Raw genomic sequence first — 21445 nt, forward strand, 5'->3', positions numbered from 1 at the left:
CACAGCTGATAGCTTTAAGAAAATAAAGAAGGGGCGTTATGTTACGCCCCTTCCTTGAATAATATCTTTTTAGAAAATAAAATCTCTTTCAAAAAATTATTACGGAAGATGTTTCCCGCCTGTTACGCCTAGTATTTCGGCAGTGACATAGCTAGATTCCTGAGACGCTAGATACACATACGCCGGCGCAAGTTCTGCAGGCTGTCCTGCACGGCCTATAGGCGTATCTTCACCAAAGTTAGGAAGCTTACTCGGTGCTTGCCCACCACTTTGCTGTATGGGTGTCCAAATGGGTCCAGGGGCAACGCCGTTCACCCTGATACCTTTTTCTATCAACATTTTAGCGCACGACTTGGTAAACGAAGTAATAGCACCTTTAGTTGATGAATAATCCAGAAGGCCGGGTGAAGGCTGATAACACTGAATAGATGTAGAATTGATAATGCTACCACCTGGGGGCATATGCTTAGCTGCTGCTTTGGTAATCCAAAACATAGCGAAAACGTTAGTTTCAAACGTAGTTCTAAATTGCTCGGTAGTGATATCCTCAATATTTTCAACAAACTTCTGCTTGCCGGCGTTATTTACAAGAATATCGAGACCGTCCAAAAAGGTGTTCGCCTCTTCCACAAGGGAAACACAGAAGTCTTCGTCTTTAATGTCTCCGGCTATCCCCTTAGCTTTTACGCCTGCTTCTTCTAGAATAGCAACGGTTTTATCACCATCTTCCTGTTCAGAGGGAAGGTAATTGATGACGACATCAGCGCCTTCTCTAGCAAAAGCGATAGCAACTGCTCTACCTATGCCGGAATCTCCGCCTGTTACGAGCGCTTTTCGCCCCTTCAGCCTATCGCTCCCTCGATAAGTATTTTCGCCATGGTCAGCTGACGGGTCTAATTTTTTATCTAATGCAGGATCCGGTTGGTCATCGTTGTAATGGGTTCCATCGTTATCATATTGAGTACGAGGGTCGGTCATTGTGTATTGGTCTTGCTTTGACATAGTTGTTCCTCCTTAATGAATATACACACTCTTATGGGTGCATGACCCATGCCGAAGGAACAAGATATTAAAGATTCGCTCATTGCAAATAAAAGCATCACGAAAGGCATAGGCAATTGAATTAAAACAAAAAAATTCAAATTTAATTTCTATTTTTAGAATATAGATAACAGTAAAACTGTTTTAAGATATTGTTGTCAGTAAAACATTCTTACCATTGAAAAATAAGTACAGAACCACCGAGATTTAGAGTTATTTAGTGTCCTTATAAAGAAGTGTTCTTAATTTTAACGTAGTTCAGGACTGGTCAATTACAGGACGGGGGCACGCAATAAAAAAGGGCGCTCAAAAAAGCGCCCTTCTATTCCTAAACAAGTACAAAGGCTGGGTTAAGATCTAGCCCAGTAACGAATACTACGTAATGTCTTAATAAATTCGTCTGCTGACTTTTGTTTAAGGTCCACAAAACCGTCATCCATCATGCTATCTAAGCCAACTGCCTTGATAAGTGGCATTGCAGCATCTGTGTAGCCGATAAACTTGTTGTGAGCAAACGCATCTGAAACAAAGTCTTTTGCTTCAGGCTTGCTCGCTAACTTTTCGGCTCCTGACTTAGACATCAACAACAGAACTGCATCGTACAATACTGACGGTCCGCCATCGACCTTCTGCTGAGCATCTACTGAATTGCCTTTATCGCACGTAACGCCGCCAATCTGAGGTGCAACAATCTCGTACATAGCGCCTTCATTGTCTAAGGCGTTTTTTACATTACCAAGTAATTCACCGTCAAGGTCATCACTTACTAAGATACCCAGCTTTCTACCTTTAAACGTATCCGGCGCATTCTTCAAAATACTTAACGCATCGGATTCAGCAAGATCTTCTCTAGTTTCCATTGCAGCCTCTGCTGGCTCTGGCATTTCGCTAAAACCTAGCGCTTCAGCAACCGCTTTAGCCAAATCCTTATCAACATTTAGCAGATGTGAAACAACTCTTTCACGAATGGCTAAACGCTCTACTTTAGATAGCTCAAAAGCGAATGCATCGCGAATATGCTCCTTCTCAGTCTCAGTTTGACTAATATAAAACTGACGAGCTTGGCTGTAATGGTCAGCAAAAGTTTCTGAACGATGTCTAACCTTTTCACCAGAAACCTCTTCATTATGTGACTGGAATCCATGAGCAGGACACGCGCGCGGATTATCTTCATCAGCTTCCCAAGAATTCGGTTCGTAATTGGCGCGCCCTTTCGGATTATGCATCGCCATGTGGCCGTCTTGCTGGAAGTGACGCATCGGGCATTTAGGCGCATTAATGGGTAGATGAGTGAAATTGGTACTACCTAAACGTTTTAGCTGCGTATCTAGATAAGAGAAATTACGCCCCTGCAATAGTGGATCGTTGGTAAAATCTATGCCAGGTACAATGTTTTGTGTACAAAATGCAACTTGCTCAGTTTCAGCGAAGAAGTTATCTACCACCTTATTAAGTACCATTTTACCTACAATTTTTACTGGTACTTGCTCTTCTGGAATAAGCTTGGTTGCGTCCAAAACGTCAAACTCAAAATTATCTGCAAACTCCTGGTCGAATATCTGCATACCCAACTCCCATTCTGGGAAGTCACCAGCAAGAATAGAGTTCCAAAGATCCCGACGGTGAAAATCTGGGTCAGCACCGTTGATTTTGAGTGCTTCGTTCCACACAACTGACTGCATGCCCTGCTTCGGTTTCCAGTGAAACTTCACATATTTCATTTCACCCTTAGCATTTATCAGTTTGAAGGTATGAACGCCGAAACCTTCCATAAAGCGGAATGAACGTGGAATAGCACGGTCTGACATAGCCCACATAAGCATGTGAACAGACTCTGGGCTTAAACTTGCGAAATCCCAGAAGTTATCGTGCGCGGTTTGCGCTTGTGGAAAGCCTCGGTCTGGCTCTTGTTTAGCCGAGTGAATCAGATCTGGAAACTTGATAGCATCTTGGATGAAGAAAACAGGAATGTTGTTACCAACTAAATCCCAATTGCCCTCTTGGGTATAAAATTTGACAGCAAAACCACGTACATCTCGCGCTAAATCTGGAGAACCTTGGTTACCCGCTACGGTAGAAAATCTAGTGAATACTGGGGTCTTTTTGCCTTTTTCTTGAAAAATATCGGCGCAAGTTATATCCGAAAGTGACTCATACGTTTCAAAGTAACCGTGGGCGCCATAGCCCCTTGCATGAACTACCCTTTCTGGAATTCGTTCGTGGTCGAAATGAAATATCTTCTCACGCATTACGTGGTCTTCTAAAGCTGTTGGTCCGCGTACACCAGCTTTCAACGAGTTCTGGTCATCATGTACAGGGCAGCCTTGGGCTGTCGTCATAGTCGGATACCCATCCCCTGCTTTTTGATGTAATTCGCCGCCTTTTCCCTTGTTTCCTTCATATTTGAATGATTCAGCCATGATTTTTCCTTGTCATTTAAGATTGAACACATTTCACATTGTTTTTAATGCTATGCGTACCATCTACAGCAAGTTAGATTCCATGGATTAAACCATTAATTATCAACCACTTAATAAAATGACAGCTATACGAGTCGTCACTTTTACAAAAAGGCTAGAAAGTTTTACATGATTTGGGGCAAGGCTTAGGGCAGTCATTTCGCCCTAAGCCAATACGTTAAAATCGCTTTTTATTTAGCATTGAGAAAAGCGAATTAACGAATCAGGTAAATGGAAGTAAGAGGCTAAAAACCTTCTAGTACAAGCTTACCAATTGCGCGCCCTTCTTCCAGAGTTTTGTGCGCCTCTATTAGGTTGGCAGCATTAATTTTCCCCAAGTGTTTGCCTACGGTAGTCTTAATTTTTCCCTCATCGATGAGCCCTGCTACGTGTGTGAGAAGACGACTTTGTTCTGCCATATCATCAGTTTCAAACATAGAGCGGGTGAACATGAATTCCCAGTGTAACGACAAGCTCTTTTGTTTAAGCTTTGCTACATCTAAACTTTCTGGGTCGTCAATTAATGCAAGCTTACCTTTCGGTTTCATCACCTCTACATAAGTATCGATGTACTGGTGGGTATTATTTAAACTTGCAACGTGCGTCACTTCACCAATTTTTAACGATTTAATTTGCTCTGCCATGGGTTTACTGTGGTCAACCACGTAATCGGCACCTAATTCCTGAACCCATTGTTTAGAGCTTTCTCGCGATGCAGTAACTATAACCGTTGCACCCGTAAGCGTTTTGAGAAGCTGAAGCATAATAGAGCCCACACCACCAGCCGCGCCTACGACAAGCACCACTTCGTCGCTTTGTTCGTGCTGCTGCTTAAGGGCAAGATGGTCAAACAATAATTCATAAGCAGTAATTGTTGTAAGCGGAAGCGCTGCTGCGTCACTATCAGCTAAAGATTTAGGCGCTTTACCGGCAATACGTTCGTCGACCAGTTGAAATTCAGCATTTGAACCAGCTCGTGTTAGATCGCCAGCATAGTAAACCCTGTCGCCTACCGTAAATTCGGTAACATCAGCGCCAATATCAACTACTTCACCTACTGCGTCCCAGCCTAGTATCTTGGGTTCTCCGCCCTCTGGGTTTACTCGCTGCCTAATTTTATAATCAACTGGGTTAACCGCTATAGCGCTTATTTTTACAAGCAAGTCTCTACCTGAAGCACTAGGTTTATCGACTTCTAAGTCCATCAATACATCAGGTTCATTTATATCGAGCGAGCGGGTATAGCCAATAGCTTTCATCATTCGTTTCTCCTTTAAGTAATATTTCCATCATACCCTTGATTAAATTTGCATAAACAGCACAATACTAGAAACATTATCAAATGGTTTTTGAAAATCATGTTACTCGATGACTTAAATGTTGTAATAAAAGTAGCCGAATTTAGAAACATTACCGCAGCAGCAACTCATTTAAATATGCGAACCGCAACGGCAAGTGCGGCAGTTAAACGCGTAGAGCAAGCGCTTGGCGCTGAGTTGTTTGTTCGCACAACCCGTTCTCTCAGGCTTTCTTCTGCTGGTGAACGTTTCCTTCCAACATGCGAACAAGCCATGTCGATGCTGACTACCGCCAAGCAGAACTTAAAAGGTGATACCGGCGTTATCGAAGGCGAGCTAAGGCTTGGGTTATCGTCTGACCTAGGCCGCAATGTGATTGCCCCTTGGCTTGACGATTTTATGGAAGAGCATGAAAAAATAAGCGTTAAGCTCAATTTAAATGACAGTAATATCGACTTCTATCGCGACCCAATTGACTTAGCTTTACGTTATGGCTCGCCTGACGATGCGAGCGTTTACGGGTTTAAGATATGTGATGTACCACGCTTACTTGTTGCCTCTCCGTCTTATATCAGCACTTATGGTGCACCTAAAAACATCGAAGACCTGCAAGGTCACAACGGCCTTTTTTATCAGCTGCACGATAAAGTGTATAACGAATGGGATTTCGTACACGGCGATAAACCGATAAAGGTAAAAATGCAGGGCAACAGAACAGCCAATGACGGTGAGATGGTAAGAAGATGGGCTGTAGCAGGGAAAGGCGTCGCCGTTAAATCAAGTTTAGATACCTGCGACGACATCATAAATGGTCGGCTTGTTACCTTATTGCCAGACTACCAACCGAAGCCCACGCAACTTTGGCTTATTTGCCCAAGCCGCCAGTCTATTACACCAGCGGTTAGGCTATTACGAGACATGCTAAAAGCGCGCTGCGCCGAGTGTTTAGCGCAGCTCAAAAAAGCAGGCGTTTACCTCTGACTATCTATTATACATCGCAGGTGCACCTTTACTAGGTGTGCTTGCTTTAATGAATTCACGTAGGTCTTGGTTAGACTGTTTCAAGTCATCGCGACGCAGGTACATCATGTGTCCGCTGCGATAACCTTTAAAGCTTAAACGGTCTTTTAAAGTGCCACTTTGATCTAGCTGCCACATGGTATATTTGGCATCAAAGTAATTCGTTGCACCATCGTAATACCCCGCTTGAATCATTACATTTAGATATGGATTTTGCGCCATGGCTAATCGTAAATTCTGCCCCGTTTGATTGTTACTTCTATCCCACGGATGCACGTTTCCGAACATGTTGTACTTAATGTCGGTTTTGTAGTTTAACTCTTCACGCAAATAGTAATTGATAGCAGGCGTGAAGGAATGTAGCCATGAGGTCAATTCAGCCCAATAGTCAGGGCGATCGCCACTTTGCTTAGCATCTATGCCCAAATAGCGACTATCCAAACGGCCTAAGGTCTTCCCTTCGTCTCGCAATAAGTCTTTCCAGAAGAAAGCTGTGCTTACATCTAAGTTATTTTGCGCAATAGACGCTTCGCTTAAACCAGAATAACGCGCCATTTGTTTTAGTACATCACGCTTCTCTGTATCACTTATAAAGCCACCTTTAGCGAGTGCCGGAATAAGCGTGTTGATAGTGAAATTTTCGACTTCGGGTAAGAGTTCAGTTAGGTCTTTATTTTGCAGTTCTGGTTCAAGTTTATTGTGATACCAAGCAGCAGCGGCAAAATAAGGCAGGCGATTGGCGGCCTTTACTGGCCCGTTGCGCTCAATGCCGATGTCTGTTGGTGACACCAATACGACGCCGTTTAAATACATCCACTGGCGATTTTGAAGTTCTAATGCTAGGCCTGAAACCCGTGTTGTTCCGTAACTTTCACCGATAAGATACTTAGGCGAACGCCAGCGATTATTACGTGTAACAAAGGTATTCACCCAGTCGGCCAAATAGCTAATATCCGCGTTTACGCCAAAGAACATCTTCTTTTGTTCATCCTTCGACGGCATGCTGCCATCAGCTTTCGGCAGTACTCGGCTGTAACCAGTGTTTACCGGGTTAACAAATACAATATCAGCAACATCTAAAATAGAATAAGGGTTGGTTTGAACGCCATAGGGCTGAACAGGGTAACCTTCGTCATCAATATTAAGAATACGTGGGCCTGTGTATGCTACATGCATCCACACTGACGCAGAGCCCGGGCCGCCGTTGAAAGAAATGATAAGCGGGCGCTTTGTATTATCTTTGACGTCGGTTCGCTTGTAGTACGTATAAAATAAAGTCGCAACCGCTTCGTCTTTACTGTTCCAAACCGGTTGAGTACCTGTCGTTGCGCTGTACTTTACGCGTTTGCCAAGAATTTTGGTTTCATGCTCCGTTACTACACTACTATCAATTTTAATCGCGCGAGCGTGAGAGGCCGAGCTTTCCTCTTGGGCTGAAGCACCGGTTGTTAAACCGATGAAAGCAATCATGACGGCCATTAGCCACGCAGATGGACGGTGAGTTGTTTTAGCGCGCGCTAGTAAACGGTGAATTTGTGATTTGTGTTTTGAGTTAACCTGACTGAATAACAGGTCTCTTGTATTTCTATTGAAAGAAAGATGATTTTTCATTTTTTCGTCTTTTGTGTGTCGTTAGTTTTTGGTTTTGTATTTGTTGAGCGCAAGCTAACCTGTTTTTCATACAGATCATCATTGCACTATGTTTGAGACTCTATCAATTAGGACTATATCGCTGTTAACAAGTGAGCTTAGCAATCAACGATAGAACTACCAATTTCTTCGATACGTTTCTGTTATGGTGACTAACCCTTATCGATATTTTCAGGGCCCCTGTCATTTATATGAGCGATGAGGTCTGGGAAAAATGTCATAAATCTCGCTTCTATTTCCTTTTTATTCGCACTTATATCATCTACCACGTGATGAAAAGTGTTCGCAAACCGAATTCGTTTAGCAACAACAGAGATGGCCCTAGCAATGCCCTCCTCTTTGGCATAATCTTCAAACCAATCGTGGGTTATCATGTGCCCTACGCTATACTGCATTGCCCTTGGCATAGTGGGCAGTCTCTGTTCTAGCAAGGAAAAACTTTGCTCTCGAAATTCATCAAAGCTTTGCGACGTGAACGTTGACCAATGCTTTATCAGCAAGTGGTCGAAATAGATATCTAGCGCCACAGGCGCAAATCGCCTGCGCTTTTTATCAAATAGTTTTTTTGCAGCCAAAACACTGTCGTGACTATCCGTAAACTTGTCCACTTCGTAGTGGTTTTTAAGACCTAGCTGAACCGCTTTTCCATATGTATTTATATCAACACCACGCCTGAAATCGCCAAGTAAATTACCAAAGTGGGAGTCGGCAGTAGGAAGCGCTAAAAAAAGGTGAGCAAGGTAATTCATTTTGTAATTTATTGGCCTCTATTTTAAGTTGTAACGGCTTGCAGGTATCAAGTAAAATCGGTGCTTAGTTCAGAAGCATCGAATTTGTATTGCCTCAGTCTAGGGCGCGCACAACTGCCTTGTCGACATTAATGTTGGAAGTTTGACAAATTCAAATGTAACTGAAAATTCGTAGCACTTAAAACCGAGTTTCAACATGTCTGTTATACCTTCTTCTGAAGTCACTTCTCTTCTGTCCCCTGTCAATGAATTTTTACATTGCGAGACGCCGCAGTCGTGGATTGACGAAGCGCAGAAAGAAGAAAACCTACGGGTTATTCTTACCGATCACTTAATATGCGAGCTTAAAGCAGCGCAGTCCGCTATGTATTTACTTCGTCGCTATGTGGCTGATGAGGAAACAAGTAAAGTATTGCTTGGCTGGCTGAAGCCCTATGAAGACTTCACCTACCGCCATGAGGGCGATTGGCAATTGCTAAATACTAAACACCTGTCTAAAAACGTGTTTAATGTTGAAGGTTTAGATCCGTTTAAAAAAGACATGTTAGATAAGATGGTCATGCTTATTAAAGAAGAGCTTCACCATTTTTATCAAGTACTCGAAATTATGCACGAGTTAGGCTTTGAATATAAGTCAGTGACATCAAGCCGTTATGCGAATGGGTTGTTACGTCACGTGCGCACTTACGAGCCTGAAAAGCTGGTTGATAAGCTTATTTGTGGCGCTTACATTGAAGCGCGCTCATGCGAGCGTTTTGCCAAACTCGCGCCCTATGTTTCCGAAGGTTTAGGCAAATTTTATGTGTCGCTGTTACGCTCAGAAGCCAGACACTTTGAAGATTATCTTACCCTTGCCGAGCAAATCGCCAAAACCGATATTTCAGAGCGCGTCGCTCATTTTGGAAGTGTTGAAAAATCACTTATTGAAAGTGACGATAAGGAACTGCGTTTTCACTCCGGCGTTCCTCAATCCAACTAGCACCCATAGCCGTTTATAAATTAATCAATTTTTATTGACGGCTTTGCTTTTCTGCTGCACACTCAGATTGTAAACATATTGTTAACGGCAGTGTTTGACGCCTTGCGTCGTGTTCGTGTTTTCTTAGTTTTACGGTTTGTCCGTGTGTTTACCCTGCCTCACAACAATATTCTTTAAAACAATAACGTTGGTGAACAAGGCGGGACATTATGATTTTAAATCATCTAATTGGTATTTACACTCACCCAAGAGAAGAATGGCAAACCATTGATACCAAACACGAAACCTATTTTTACGCGCTTACCCACATTGCTTTTATTGCACTTATTCCTTCCCTCGTAGCCTATTATTCTAGTGCGCATACAGGGTGGAGTATTGGTGCTGGAGACATAATACGGCTAAGCGAGAATACCGCTATTCTGATGGGTATCGGTATGTATTTTGGCTTAATTGCTGGTGTTGTGGCGCTGGCAGTGTTAATTCATGAGTTGGCTAAAGCGTTCGATGCAACACCTACGTATACCCAGTCCCTAGAACTTGCGGCTTATACTGCGACACCATTATTTATGGTCGGCTTTGCAGGTCTTTATCCTGAACTATGGGTAGTGATGACGGCACTGCTAGTGGGTATTAGCTACTCAGTTTACCTACTCTATTCCGGCGTACCTATTTTGATGCATATGCCAGAAGACAAAGGTTTCATTTACTCAAGCTCGGTAGTCACATGTGGGCTGGTTTTACTGGTTATTTTAATGACAGGCTCGGTATTAGTGTGGGGATTAACTGGCGGGCCAGTGTTCGTGCACTAAGGCTTTCAGTTATACACAAGATAGGATAGTAAAAAGCCGCTCTAAAAGCGGCTTTTCTCGTTCACTATCAACTTATTTCAAAGATGCTAATCAGCAGCATCAATGTTATGTACATCAAGGTTACTCAGTTCAGCTTGCACCACAGGTGCTTTTCTTGCTGCCTCACCCCGCGACATATCGATGCGCTCAAGATACTCCTGGTTGATATCGGCAGTGATATAGTTACCGTCAAATACTGATGTTTCAAAACGCTGAATCGTATCATTCTCTTCGCGAACGGCTTCAACCAGGTCAGAAATATCTTGGAAAATAAGACCGTCTGCTTGAATAAGCTCTGCAATCTGATCGATTTCTCGTCCGTATGCAATTAACTCATTTGCCGAAGGCATATCAATACCGTATACATTCGGGAAGCGAATTTCCGGTGCCGCCGACGCAAAGTACACTTTCTTTGCACCAGACTCTCGGGCCATTTCAATAATCTGACCCGATGTAGTACCGCGTACAATAGAGTCATCTACAAGCAATACACTTTTGCCTTTAAACTCGGATGATATGGCGTTTAGTTTACGACGCACTGACTTTTTACGCATGGTTTGGCCAGGCATAATAAAGGTTCTGCCGATATAGCGATTTTTAACAAAACCTTGGCGATAAGGCAGTTCAAGCGTGTTCGCAATTTGCAGCGCTACATCCATCGACGTTTCAGGAATAGGAATAACTACGTCGATATCAAGATCTGCCCATTCACGCTTAATTTTCTCACCTAGCTTGCGGCCCATGTTTACGCGGGACGCATAAACTGAAATACCATCAATAAAGCTATCTGGACGAGCAAAGTATACAAACTCGAAGATACATGGTGACGTTACCGGGTTCTCGGCGCACAATCTGGTATGAAGCTGACCTTCTTCGGTAATAAATACCGCTTCACCTGGCATTACATCGCGAACAAATTGGAAGCCTACAGCATCAAGTGCAACGCTTTCAGAGGCTACCATCCACTCTTCACCTAGTTCGCTCATACGCTTACCAAGTGCAAGCGGACGAATACCATGGGGGTCACGAAAAGCTACAATACCCTGACCGATAATGGCTGCAACTACAGCATAAGCACCGCGTATTTTCTTATGAACTTTAGTTACCACTTCAAATATGTGTTCAGCGCTTACGCTTAAGCCTGCTACCTGCTGTAGTTCGTGAGCAAGGATGTTAAGCAATAGCTCGGAATCTGACGTGGTATTAATGTGACGGCGTGCTATGCGGAACACTTCTTCTTGTAACTCATGTGCATTGGTTAAGTTACCGTTGTGAGCAAAGGCAATACCAAATGGCGAGTTTACATAAAATGGCTGTGCTTCCGCAGAGCTTGACGTACCCGCGGTTGGATAGCGAACATGACCAATACCCATGTTGCCTGATAACCTTTTCATATGACGCGTATGGAAAACATCTCGAACCAAGCCATTTGCCTTACGCAAATTAAACATATTTTGGTCGATAGTCATAATGCCTGCGGCATCCTGTCCACGGTGTTGAATAACCGTTAGACCGTCGTACAGTGACTGAGCTACGGGCGTTTTACCAACTATTCCGACTATACCACACATGTGCGTTACCTATTTCAAGCGGGATTTAAGAAACTGGAGGAGTCTTTCACATAACTGAAAAACCACTCAATGATGACACCAAACTCTGGAATGAGCACCGATGCTTGCCACCAATTAGAGGAAGCGGCGCCGGTGAAGGTATCCATAAAAAAGAGCAATGCGCTAACTATCAGCACGCCACGCAGAGCACCAAAAACTATACCAAGGGCCCTGTCTGTGCCAGACAACCCCGTTGCTTGTACCAATTGGCTTATGACGTAATTGATCATGCCGCCCAGAATGAGCGTTGTAATAAATAGCGCAGCGATCGCAGCGCCATTTTTCAGATAAGGATCGTCAATGGCTGTAAAGTAAACGGCAAGGTCAGCGTAGAAATTACTTGAAATAAAGAGTGCAGCAAACCACACCACTAACGAGATGGCTTCTTTAACAAACCCTCTAATAAGGCTTATTAAGGTAGATACCGCAATGATACCCAGTATGGAAAAGTCTACCCAGTTCATCGTCTCTTTATTGCGTTGATGTTGCTTTTTGTGATGAAGCAACGAGCCTTTGGCGAGATGGCGCGCATTCTAACAGAAGATAGAAATATTACTAGTCTGTAATGCAATCCGTGACACTTCCTTTCAGTAAGCGTGGTTCAAGTAGAAAGAATACGCCCTACTCAACTTTGAACGTGGTGACTTTCCCTTTGAGTTTCGTTAGCTCTTTCAAATGGGGAAGTGCCGATTCCAGTTTCTTTTTGTCTAAATCAGGGCCTACAAAAACTTTATTGAGCGGCCCCGAGCTGGTTTGAATTTTGCGACTGAACGCGCGATACCCAGCCTTTTCTAGCTTCGCCAACAATGCCTTTACGTTTTTTTCATGACGAAAGCTGCCAAGCTGAATAACCCAGCCTGCGTCATCATCGGCAGTGGCACTTTTCGTATCAACAACCGTTTGGCTCGCTAGCTCGTCCTCTTCTTCAAATGCTTTTGGCACTGGCGCTTTAGCAGCAGTAGCTTGGTCAGTACTTTTGCTGTCACCAGTACTTGAAGCAACCAGCTCTTCATCTAACGCTGTTTCATCTTCAATCTCCACAGCCGGAACCGCAGCTTTCGCTACCCGCTCTGAAGGGAAAGATTCAGGCTCTACGATGGGCTTTTTAGGTGGGTTTGAAGGAACAGAGACAAAGGGCTCTCTGTTCGTTTGCTTCTTGCCATCAAGAAAGTCTGGTAAAAAGATAACCGCTAGGGCGACAACAATAATTGTCCCCACCAGTCTATTCTTTAATGCCGATGTCACTGTGCTCTCCTGCTTGAATACACGGTTTTACTTACAATGCGCGTGTTAGTTTTGCTCAGCAAGTACGTCTGCAACGGTAACAAAAGAACCAAAAACGAGAATAAGTTCACCAGTTTGATAATCTGCAAGCGCACGTTGATATGCTGAAGTCACGTCTTGAAACGTATCTATATTCTCTATGGTTGTGCCGGCATTAACAAGTGCATTTTCAAGTACTTCTGCACTGCAACCTCGCGGCCCACTTGTTGAAGCTAAGTACCACTTTGCGTTAAGCCCTGAAAGAGGCGCCAAGGTTTCAGCAATTGACTTATCTTTGAGCATACCCACAACAACGCGCATCTGGCTAACGTCGTAACGATTTAGCCACTCTTGCATGGCCGTGGTAGCTTGTGGATTATGGGCGACATCTACGACAACAAGAGGCGATTCACTAATTGTTTGTTGGCGACCCGGCATAGTGGTATTTTCGATAATGTCCCTAACCACGCTTTCTTCGGGCAGTAAGTCTAAAAGCTCAAGTGCTGCTAATGCTGTGCTTGCATTTTGTAGAGGGATTTTGGGATAAGGTAGCGACGCGTAGCTGTTACTCTTTCCTTTCCAGCTCCACTCGCTGTAGTCACTTGCCACTACTGTGACGAAGTCTTGCGTGGCCCAGCGTACGTTTGCCTGTAACTCATTAGCCACATCGTAAAGAGAAGATGGCGGAAACAGTTCACCCACTACTACACTACCATTTTTACGCATAATACCGGCTTTCTCACGAGCAATTTTTTCCCTTGTATTGCCAAGCCAATCCTGATGATCAAGGTCAATAGTCGTAATAACGGCAAGATTAGGGTCTATAATGTTCGTAGCATCCAAGCGTCCACCTAAACCAACTTCAAGAATAACTACATCGACTGCCCATGACTGCATCATTTTCATTGCAGCGAGCGTACCAAATTCAAAATAAGTTAAGGTGATGGGTTCGCCAGCATTGCTCTTTCGCGCACTTTCTACAAACTCAAAAGCATCGACAAATTCACTGGCAGGCGGTAATTCGCCATTATAACGCACCCGTTCACGGTAATCGGTTAGATGAGGTGAGCTGTATACCGCAACACTTTTGCCTTGCGATAACATGGCTTGTTCAAGCAAGCGGCAAGTTGTGCCTTTCCCATTTGTTCCTGCGACGGTAATAACCAACGACTGACTGAGCGATAATGCCATGGCGTTAGCCACTTCTTTAACTCTGTCTAGCCCCATATCGATGGCGCTAGGATGAATAGATTCTAGGTAGGATAACCACTGACTCAGGCTTTTTTGCGAAGCTGAAGGCGCAGAGGCGCCTTCTTTATTTGGCACTGAGCCAGGTTTTAAATTGTTTTCGTTATTCACTAATTCTTGTAATGCAACTTAACCAACAGGCTGTGTAATCTATCACGCATATCTCTGCGGTCAATGATCATATCAATTGCACCTTTCTCAACAAGGAATTCACTGCGCTGGAAACCTTCCGGCAGCTTTTCTCTTACTGTTTGCTCGATTACGCGAGGGCCCGCGAAGCCAATAAGCGCCTTTGGCTCTGCTACGTTTACGTCACCAAGCATTGCCAAGCTTGCAGATACACCACCCATTGTTGGGTCGGTAAGCACACTAATATAAGGCAAACCTTTTTTGCTCATCTTAGCAAGCGCCGCCGATGTTTTAGCCATTTGCATTAGTGACATAAGCGCTTCTTGCATACGCGCACCACCACTTGCACTGAAGCAGATTAGCGGCATATCATTTTCTAAACATGCATTAACAGCGGCAACGAAACGTGCACCTACTACTGAGGCCATTGAACCGCCCATAAACGCAAATTCAAAACACGCAACCACTATCGGCATACCTTTTAACTTGCCCTGCATTACTACTAGGGCATCTTTTTCGTTAGTCGACTTTTGCGCTGCAACAATACGATCTTTGTAGCGTTTAGAATCTTTAAACTTAAGTACGTCTTGCGGCTCGTGCTCTGCACCTAACTCAACGCGATCGCCATCGTCTAAAAACGCATCGATGCGACGGCGTGCAGTAATGCGCATGTGGTGGTCGCATTTAGGGCAAACTTCCTGAAGTTTTTCCAGTTCGCTCTTATACAGCACTGCTTGGCATGAACCACACTTTGTCCATATACCTTCTGGCACATTACCTTTGGTTGAAGTTTGCGTGCGAGGAAGAATTTTTTGAATCCAGCTCATGGAAATTGAATCCTTTGTTTTTGTTTGCCGACCATGACGATTAATGTTTGTTCATACTTGTGGTCAACAACACATTAAATTTTTAAGTTTCATACTGTATTACAAAGAAAAAATACGTAACACAATAGAACAGCTACCTAATATAGCGCGCTATTAGACCACAATACAACGAAATGGAAAAAACAAAACTGGTCTTAGAAGTTGGCAAGCAGTGGTTTGGGGGTGGTGCATTTGATTTTGCCTAAGTTAACTACCGTAGAAAAGGCAGCTAACTCAGGCGTGAGTTACATCGGCCGCGAGGCAAAAGGCTTATACTTCTGGGAGAAAAAGCGGGCCTAACGGCGGTTTAGGCAAGTTATGCTCTTCAGGGTAAGTTACATCTACCAGATACAAACCATTTGGCTTTGCCGTGGCTGCTGATTTGCTTCTATCTTTTAGGCTTAATAAGTGAGCAATCCAATTAACGTCTTGCTCACCTGCCCCAATTTCAACTAGCGCGCCTGTGATATTGCGAACCATGTGATGCAAGAACGCATTGGCACGAATATCAATAATCACATAGCGACCTTGGCGATACACACTTACATCGGTCACATTGCGAAACGGGGTTTTACTTTGGCACAACGCCGCACGGAACGACGTAAAGTCTTGTTCACCCAATAGCGCTTGGGCAGCAAGATGCATTTTTCTCTCGTCTAATTCACGGTGAATGTGGGTAACGCCCGAGTTCAAAATTGCTGGGCGCATTTTTGCATTATGGATAACATAGCGATAGCGGCGATGGGTAGCAGAAAAACGAGCATGAAAATCATCGCTTACGTTTTTCGCCCAAGTAACAGCAACAGAGTTTGGAAGGTTAGCGTTAACCCCAAGCGTCCATGCGCGCTCTGACCGTGGAGCATCACAACTGAAGTGAACCACTTGCCCAGTCGCGTGCACACCAGCATCAGTGCGTCCAGCGCATTGCACTTCAATAGGTTGGTTGGCTACTGTCGATAGTGCCTTTTCAAGATGCTCTTGAACACTCGGTACTTCGCGCTGGCGTTGCCAACCGTAAACTGCAGCACCGTCGTATTCAATACCTAAGGCAATTCGCCCCATATCAGTTTTACCCCGTTTCTTAAAAGGCGCTAAGTGTAGTCATCTCGCTTACAACATGCAATGCTGCTTATAATCAAAGCCCAGCTACTGCGTGGCAAATAAATGCAAGTTAATGAAATCAAAAGCGGCCTGTATATCTTATCAATATACAGGCCGCTTAATACGACAATCAATGCAGGTTTACGCCTACTCCTACAAGTGAATTAAGTAATTTTTTGTAGAATTGAAGCCGCTTCCTGTTTCTGCTCTTCGCTGCCATCTTTCATTACTTCTTCAAGCAACTCCTTCGCAGCATCTGCATCTTCCATTTCAATGTATGCACGAGCCAAATCTAAATTGGCGTTTTGCCCTGCGTCTTTATCTATGTCAATTACTGTGTCTTCGTCAGAAACGCCAGTAAAATCAGATAAACTCACATCGAGATCTAGCGCTTGGCTATCTGGGTCAAGTTCGTCAGAGTCGTCGCCATCGTCCATCAATGCTTCTACATCAAGAAAATCTTCGGATGGCGTTTGAGGCTCACTTTCCGCGTCGACATCACTTAGTAAAGCAGCTAAATCTAAATCAGGATTATCAAGCTTCAGCTCTTCCTCTTGTTCCTTTTCAGGCTCAGCTTGTTCCGCACCCTGCTGGTCCTCTTCAATTTCCATAGGCGTGGCGATATCTAAGTCCACATCATCTGGAATGTCGAGGTCGTCTAACGCTAGTTCAGAGTCATCGTCTTCAAGGGCGAAAGTTTGTTCTTCGTTATCATCCTGCGCTGATTCTTTGTCATCGCCATCATCTAACTCGAAGGTATCGTCGTCTTCAGTTGCTTCAAGGTTGTCAGCGACATCCTCTTCCAACTCAAACGTGGCATCATCGTCAGCTTCCTGTTCAAGTTCGAGCGTATCTTCATCATTTTCGGTAACTGACTCTTGTGTATCTTCACTTTCGATGTCGCTTGTATCTACGGCATCATCTGACTCAAGGCTTTGAAGAAGTTCATCAAACTCAGCACTGTCTAAGTCATCGAGTATCTCGTTGTCGTCAACAGCATCGTCTTCGTCAGAGCCTGACAACCAATCGTCAAGACCAGGCACGTCATCAAGTTCGTTGAATTCTTTTTCTTTACTCTCTTCTGAGTCATCCTCGCTTGAATCTGGCTCTTGGACTGAGTCCATGTTTTCAGCACTACCAGAGTCTTCGAGTTGCTGATCACTTTCATCAACGCCGTCGACCTCTTGCTCAAGTTCAAAGCTGTCTATTTCATCAAATGCTTCATCTAACAGACTGTCGTCGTAATCATCACTGTCTTCTTCTGCCGGTGACTCAGATTCATCTTGGCCAAAATCATCCGATGAAGGCTCTTGTTCAGCTGATGGCTTTTCGACTGCTGAAGGCTCTATCTCACCGAAAGAAGGAATGTCGTCCATCATTTGCTTTTCAAACGCTTCGATGGCCTCATCTAACGGATCGTCTGCATCACTTTCCGTATTGCCTTCGGCGCTTTCATTGGCACTTTCTAGTTCAGATTCCGGATCTATCTCAGCTTCTACTTCTTCCTCGAATTCCAACTCTGCTTCAGGCTCAGGCTGAGACTCTAGCTCCGCTTCCAATTCAGGCTCTAGTTCTGATTCTGTATTGGCGTCTTGTTCGGGCTCTATTTCAACGCCCTGCTCTGGTTGACCTTCTAATTCTTGTTCTTGTTCTGGCTCTGGCTCTGGCTCTGGCTCTGGCTCTGCATTATCTTCAAGCTCGGTATCAGCGTCTGCGTCTACCTCAACCTTGTCTTCAGGTGTTAACTCGGCTTCTTCTGATTCAGTATCGAAGTCTAGTTCTGCTTCAGGTTCTGACTGAGACTCTAGCTCTGCTTCAGGCTCAGGCTGGGACTCTAGCTCCGCTTCCAATTCAGGCTCTAGTTCTGACTCTGTATCGGCGTATTGTTCGGCCTCTATTTCGGCGCCCTGCTCTGGTTGACCTTCTAATTCTTGTTCTGGCTCTGGCGCTGCATTATCTTCAAGCTCAGTATCAGCGTCAGCTTCCGCCTCAACCTTCTCTTCGGGTGCTAATTCGCCTTCTTCTGATTCAGTATCGAAGTCTAGTTCTGCTTCAGGTTCTGGCTGAGACTCTAGCTCTGCCTCCAGTTCAGGTGCTACTTCTGGCTCTATACCGGCTTTTTGTTCGGGCTCAACTTCAGCGCCCTGCTCTTGTGTGCCTTCTTGCTCTGGCTCTGGCTCTGGCTCTGGCTCTACATTATCTTCAAGATCGGTATCAGCGTCTGCGTCCACCTCAACCTTGTCTTCAGATGCTAACTCGCCTTCTTCTGATTCAGTATCGAAGTCTAGTTCTGCTTCAGGCTCAGGCTGAAACTCAAGCTCTGCTTCTAGCGCTGGTTCTGTTTCTTCAGGTTGTGTAACGGTTTCGTCTTCAGCATTAAATTCTGCATCTGTGTCATTTTCAGACTCTATTTCAGATTCAAGTTCAGAAAGCAGTTCGTCTGTTAGCTGATCTACGTCTTCGCTGGTGTTAGATTCCTCAGCTTCTAGTTCGGCGAGAAGCTCATCAGTTAGAGGGTCGCTAAAGTCATCTTCGTTTTCTTCGCCGTCAGAAAGAGTTAAGTCGGTATCTTCATCGTGAGCGTCTGGGCTAACTTCTGGCTCACCTTCCAGCTCCGCGAGTAACTCGTCAGTAAACGGGTCCTCAAAATCCCCTTCATCTTCTACTTGAGAAGGTGACTCACTTGAAATGTTTTCATCTTCAGGTATTTGATCCGCTGAAGGCTCTTCCGCTAGTTCATCTTCTGCCTGAAGTTCAGCGATAAGGTCGTCGGATAGAGGGTCACTGAAATCAGCATCCGTTTCTATTTCGTCGGTAACTATTTCATCTAAATCATCAGTGATAGCATCAAGACTCTGGATAGACTGAGGTGACGGTGCCGATGTAGTTATTTCATCTTCAATATCGTCTTCGTCATCTTCTTCGCCTAAACCACCCATCATTTCAATTTGCTCTATTTCGTTAAGCAAATCGTCGGTGATCTTATCTATTTCGTTGTTTTGCTGATTTATCTCATCGTCGAGCTTACTCAGCATGTCCTCATTGATAAGGTCATCGTTACTGTCTAACTCATCGGTAAGGCCTGCGTCAACGCCATGCTCTTCAAGCAAATCATCAATGCTTATCTCTGGCTTATCGTCTTCATCTTCTACATTTGGTAAAGATGAATGACTTTCTTCCTCTCCAGCCTCTGATACCGAATCAACAGAACTTGCAAGCAAGGCGTCTATATCGTCTTCGTCGACGTTTTCAGAGTCGGAAGTTCCGTTAACCTCAGCAAGGATATCATCAGGGTCTATATCACCTGACTCATTGAGTTCATTACTTTCAGGTTCTTCGGTGCCTTGACTTTGTACATCATCAAGCAAATCATCAATATCAAAATCGTCGTCATCTACTGATACAGCTTCTTCAGTAGCCGCGGCCTCAGGCTCGCTATCATCTGCCGCATCTTCATCAAAGATATCGTCATCACCTGAAAGGTCAAAGCCTTCTAGGTCATCTGCGTCTTTGTCATTTAACACTTTGTCTGACAGGTCATCATCATCAAATAAGCTGTCTAACTCGCTCTGGTCAAGCTCATCATCACCAGCCTCGAACAGATCGTCTCCACCATCGTCTGGCACTAACATATCATCTTCGAGGTCAGCAAAGGTTTCTAGCTCGTCATCGAGACTTTCTTCTAAATCTGAAGTCAGAACGTCATCAAGCAGGTCGTCATCATTGAACAAATCATCATCTGACAACTCCGCTTTATCATCAAAGTCAGGGGCTAATGCGCTTGAAAGATCATCAATGTCAGCATCTGGAACCGGTACTTCATCGTTATCAGCGGTAATAGTAGGGCTAGGTGCAGGCGCCTCTTCCGGCTTGCTGTTGCGTTTCAGCAGCCACATTATGAGTCCACCTACCAACAACAGTGACAGAATTGCAGAACCGATGATTAAGCTTAGCGGGCTGGTAAGTGCGCTTAAAAACGAAGACTGTTTTTCTGCTTCTCGCTGCGCTTGCTCGGCTTTAATCATATCGAGCAGTTCTTGCTGCAGCGCCACTTGCATATCAAGCTGACTCTTAACGTCACCTTCAACTTGGCTACGCAAGGTTTCTAGCTCACCGTTTACGGCCTCAACACGCTCGTACAAGCGTCTGTTTTCGTTAAGAATCGCTTCAACATTTTCTAGTGAGGCGGCAAATTGCATACGCAGTTCGTCAAACTGACGGGTTTGTTCTTGATCTAAGCGGGTGATCTTTTGCTCAATGTCAGTTTGTGTTTGAGAGAGGTCTTGTTGGTTAACTAATGGGGATGCTGGTTTAACATTCCTTACGCTGCTACCAGGCTTGTTAAGCGTTTCAGCGAATGCCCTATCGTCTTGCTCAGCTCGCATTTGGGCTTTTTGTTTGTCGATTCTGGCAATATAACGCTCAGACGGCAGCTTCAAAATCGCGCCATCTACTAACAAGTTTAAGTTGCCATTTTCAAATGCGTTGGGGTTGAGTTCATAGATAGCAGTCATAACCTGATAAACACTCAGGTTATTGTTTTGGCGATAGCGCTCGGCGATACGCCACAGGGTATCGTTAGCGTCTATAGGTCCGTACTCTAGACCCGAATATTGATCAGTTGCGTCTTTAGGACCTTTTAAGAAGGTAGCGCGTTCTTGTGCATCAACAGTGATTATAGGGCCAGACAAACATAATGTGAGTAAAAGTAAGCCCGTCAAATGCAATTTCATAGCAGTCCTATATGCCCTCAAGCGTCTTTACCACCCGGTCGTATGGGCGGATTTTTTAGCCAATCACTACAGAAAAATTTATTGGCTTTTATTTTTATTCTTAAGCCACCTTGAAACCATTAATCGTCAAGCTAGCGTTTTTCAGTCTAATATGACCCTGGCAGTAAGATTTGTTTGCGCTTTTTAGAGTTCTTACTCTTCGCCTAAGTGTCTGACTGACTATTGTTTTTAACGTTGTTCTGTTCCTAACCCTACAAACTATAAACCAGTTATTCAGGGTGATCTAGTTAGACAGTAGTATTGGTCTAATCTAATGTTTAAAGTTTTGCTAAATGCTGCTTGTTTAATGCCCTTAGATTTATCTTCCCATTGCGTCAAGAACGCCAATTTCGCTACACACGTTATCTCTTTTACAGTGCAACAGACGCATTTTTTACATCGCACCAAACAC

General features: G+C 44.2%; 15 protein-coding genes. 3 read left to right on the top strand and 12 right to left on the bottom strand.

Annotated elements, in window-relative coordinates; all coding sequences use genetic code 11:
* Positions 1-99 precede the first annotated feature (99 nt).
* The 3 genes from ACYTPF_RS09230 to ACYTPF_RS09240 all read right to left on the bottom strand — a co-directional run bounded on the left by ACYTPF_RS09230 (position 100) and on the right by ACYTPF_RS09240 (position 4759).
* Positions 100-1002, bottom strand: a complete 903-nt coding sequence (locus tag ACYTPF_RS09230) for an SDR family oxidoreductase (RefSeq protein WP_269917792.1) — start codon at positions 1000-1002, stop codon at positions 100-102.
* 389 nt (positions 1003-1391) lie between these two features.
* Entirely contained in the window at positions 1392-3461 is a 2070-nt protein-coding gene (locus ACYTPF_RS09235; RefSeq protein WP_461852002.1) for a catalase, read from the bottom strand.
* Positions 3462-3745: 284 nt separating this feature from the next.
* Positions 3746-4759 (bottom strand): zinc-binding alcohol dehydrogenase family protein, encoded by a 1014-nt coding sequence (locus tag ACYTPF_RS09240; protein WP_461852105.1) that lies wholly within the window; start codon positions 4757-4759, stop codon positions 3746-3748.
* A 99-nt stretch (positions 4760-4858) separates the two neighbouring features.
* Between ACYTPF_RS09240 and ACYTPF_RS09245 the strand changes: the two genes are divergently transcribed.
* Positions 4859-5779, top strand: a complete 921-nt coding sequence (locus ACYTPF_RS09245) for a LysR family transcriptional regulator (RefSeq protein WP_461852003.1) — start codon at positions 4859-4861, stop codon at positions 5777-5779.
* On the opposite strand, the gene ACYTPF_RS09250 is transcribed toward ACYTPF_RS09245, so the two are convergent.
* Together ACYTPF_RS09250 and ACYTPF_RS09255 are read right to left on the bottom strand one after the other, a co-directional pair.
* Complete coding sequence (locus tag ACYTPF_RS09250; RefSeq protein ID WP_461852106.1) at positions 5780-7297, bottom strand: S10 family peptidase; 1518 nt, start codon at positions 7295-7297, stop codon at positions 5780-5782.
* 323 nt (positions 7298-7620) lie between these two features.
* Complete coding sequence (locus ACYTPF_RS09255) at positions 7621-8217, bottom strand: acyl carrier protein phosphodiesterase (protein WP_461852004.1); 597 nt, start codon at positions 8215-8217, stop codon at positions 7621-7623.
* A gap of 196 nt (positions 8218-8413) precedes the next feature.
* On the opposite strand from ACYTPF_RS09255, the gene miaE reads away from it, so the two are divergent.
* Together miaE and ACYTPF_RS09265 are read left to right on the top strand one after the other, a co-directional pair.
* Positions 8414-9196, top strand: a complete 783-nt coding sequence (gene miaE, locus ACYTPF_RS09260) for a tRNA isopentenyl-2-thiomethyl-A-37 hydroxylase MiaE (RefSeq protein WP_461852005.1) — start codon at positions 8414-8416, stop codon at positions 9194-9196.
* Positions 9197-9405: 209 nt separating this feature from the next.
* On the top strand, positions 9406-10005 hold the full coding sequence (locus ACYTPF_RS09265) for a Yip1 family protein (protein ID WP_179983817.1): 600 nt from the start codon (positions 9406-9408) through the stop codon (positions 10003-10005).
* 86 nt (positions 10006-10091) lie between these two features.
* Here ACYTPF_RS09265 and purF read toward each other — a convergent pair whose 3' ends face one another.
* From purF to ACYTPF_RS09300, 7 genes are all read right to left on the bottom strand, one after another.
* Positions 10092-11615 (bottom strand): amidophosphoribosyltransferase, encoded by a 1524-nt coding sequence (gene purF / locus ACYTPF_RS09270; protein ID WP_118493769.1) that lies wholly within the window; start codon positions 11613-11615, stop codon positions 10092-10094.
* A gap of 14 nt (positions 11616-11629) precedes the next feature.
* Entirely contained in the window at positions 11630-12118 is a 489-nt protein-coding gene (locus ACYTPF_RS09275) for a CvpA family protein (RefSeq protein WP_179983818.1), read from the bottom strand.
* A 157-nt stretch (positions 12119-12275) separates the two neighbouring features.
* Positions 12276-12899 carry an SPOR domain-containing protein gene (locus ACYTPF_RS09280; RefSeq protein ID WP_461852006.1) on the bottom strand — a complete coding sequence of 208 codons (624 nt, stop codon included), beginning with the start codon at positions 12897-12899 and terminating at the stop codon, positions 12276-12278.
* Between the two features lie 45 nt (positions 12900-12944).
* Entirely contained in the window at positions 12945-14276 is a 1332-nt protein-coding gene (gene folC / locus ACYTPF_RS09285; protein ID WP_461852007.1) for a bifunctional tetrahydrofolate synthase/dihydrofolate synthase, read from the bottom strand.
* A complete protein-coding gene (gene accD / locus ACYTPF_RS09290) occupies positions 14276-15121 on the bottom strand; it encodes an acetyl-CoA carboxylase, carboxyltransferase subunit beta (RefSeq protein ID WP_461852008.1) in 846 nt (281 codons plus the stop codon). The genes folC and accD overlap by 1 nt, the downstream gene beginning before the upstream one ends.
* Before the next feature lie 309 nt (positions 15122-15430).
* Positions 15431-16222, bottom strand: coding sequence for a tRNA pseudouridine(38-40) synthase TruA (truA, locus tag ACYTPF_RS09295; protein ID WP_179983822.1), 792 nt, complete (start codon positions 16220-16222; stop codon positions 15431-15433).
* Positions 16223-16425: 203 nt separating this feature from the next.
* The gene (locus ACYTPF_RS09300; protein ID WP_461852009.1) at positions 16426-20994 is read right to left on the bottom strand and encodes a FimV/HubP family polar landmark protein; all 4569 of its coding nucleotides are present in this window, start codon (positions 20992-20994) and stop codon (positions 16426-16428) included.
* Positions 20995-21445 lie beyond the last annotated feature (451 nt).

This window comes from Alteromonas sp. HB246098, assembly GCF_054890645.1.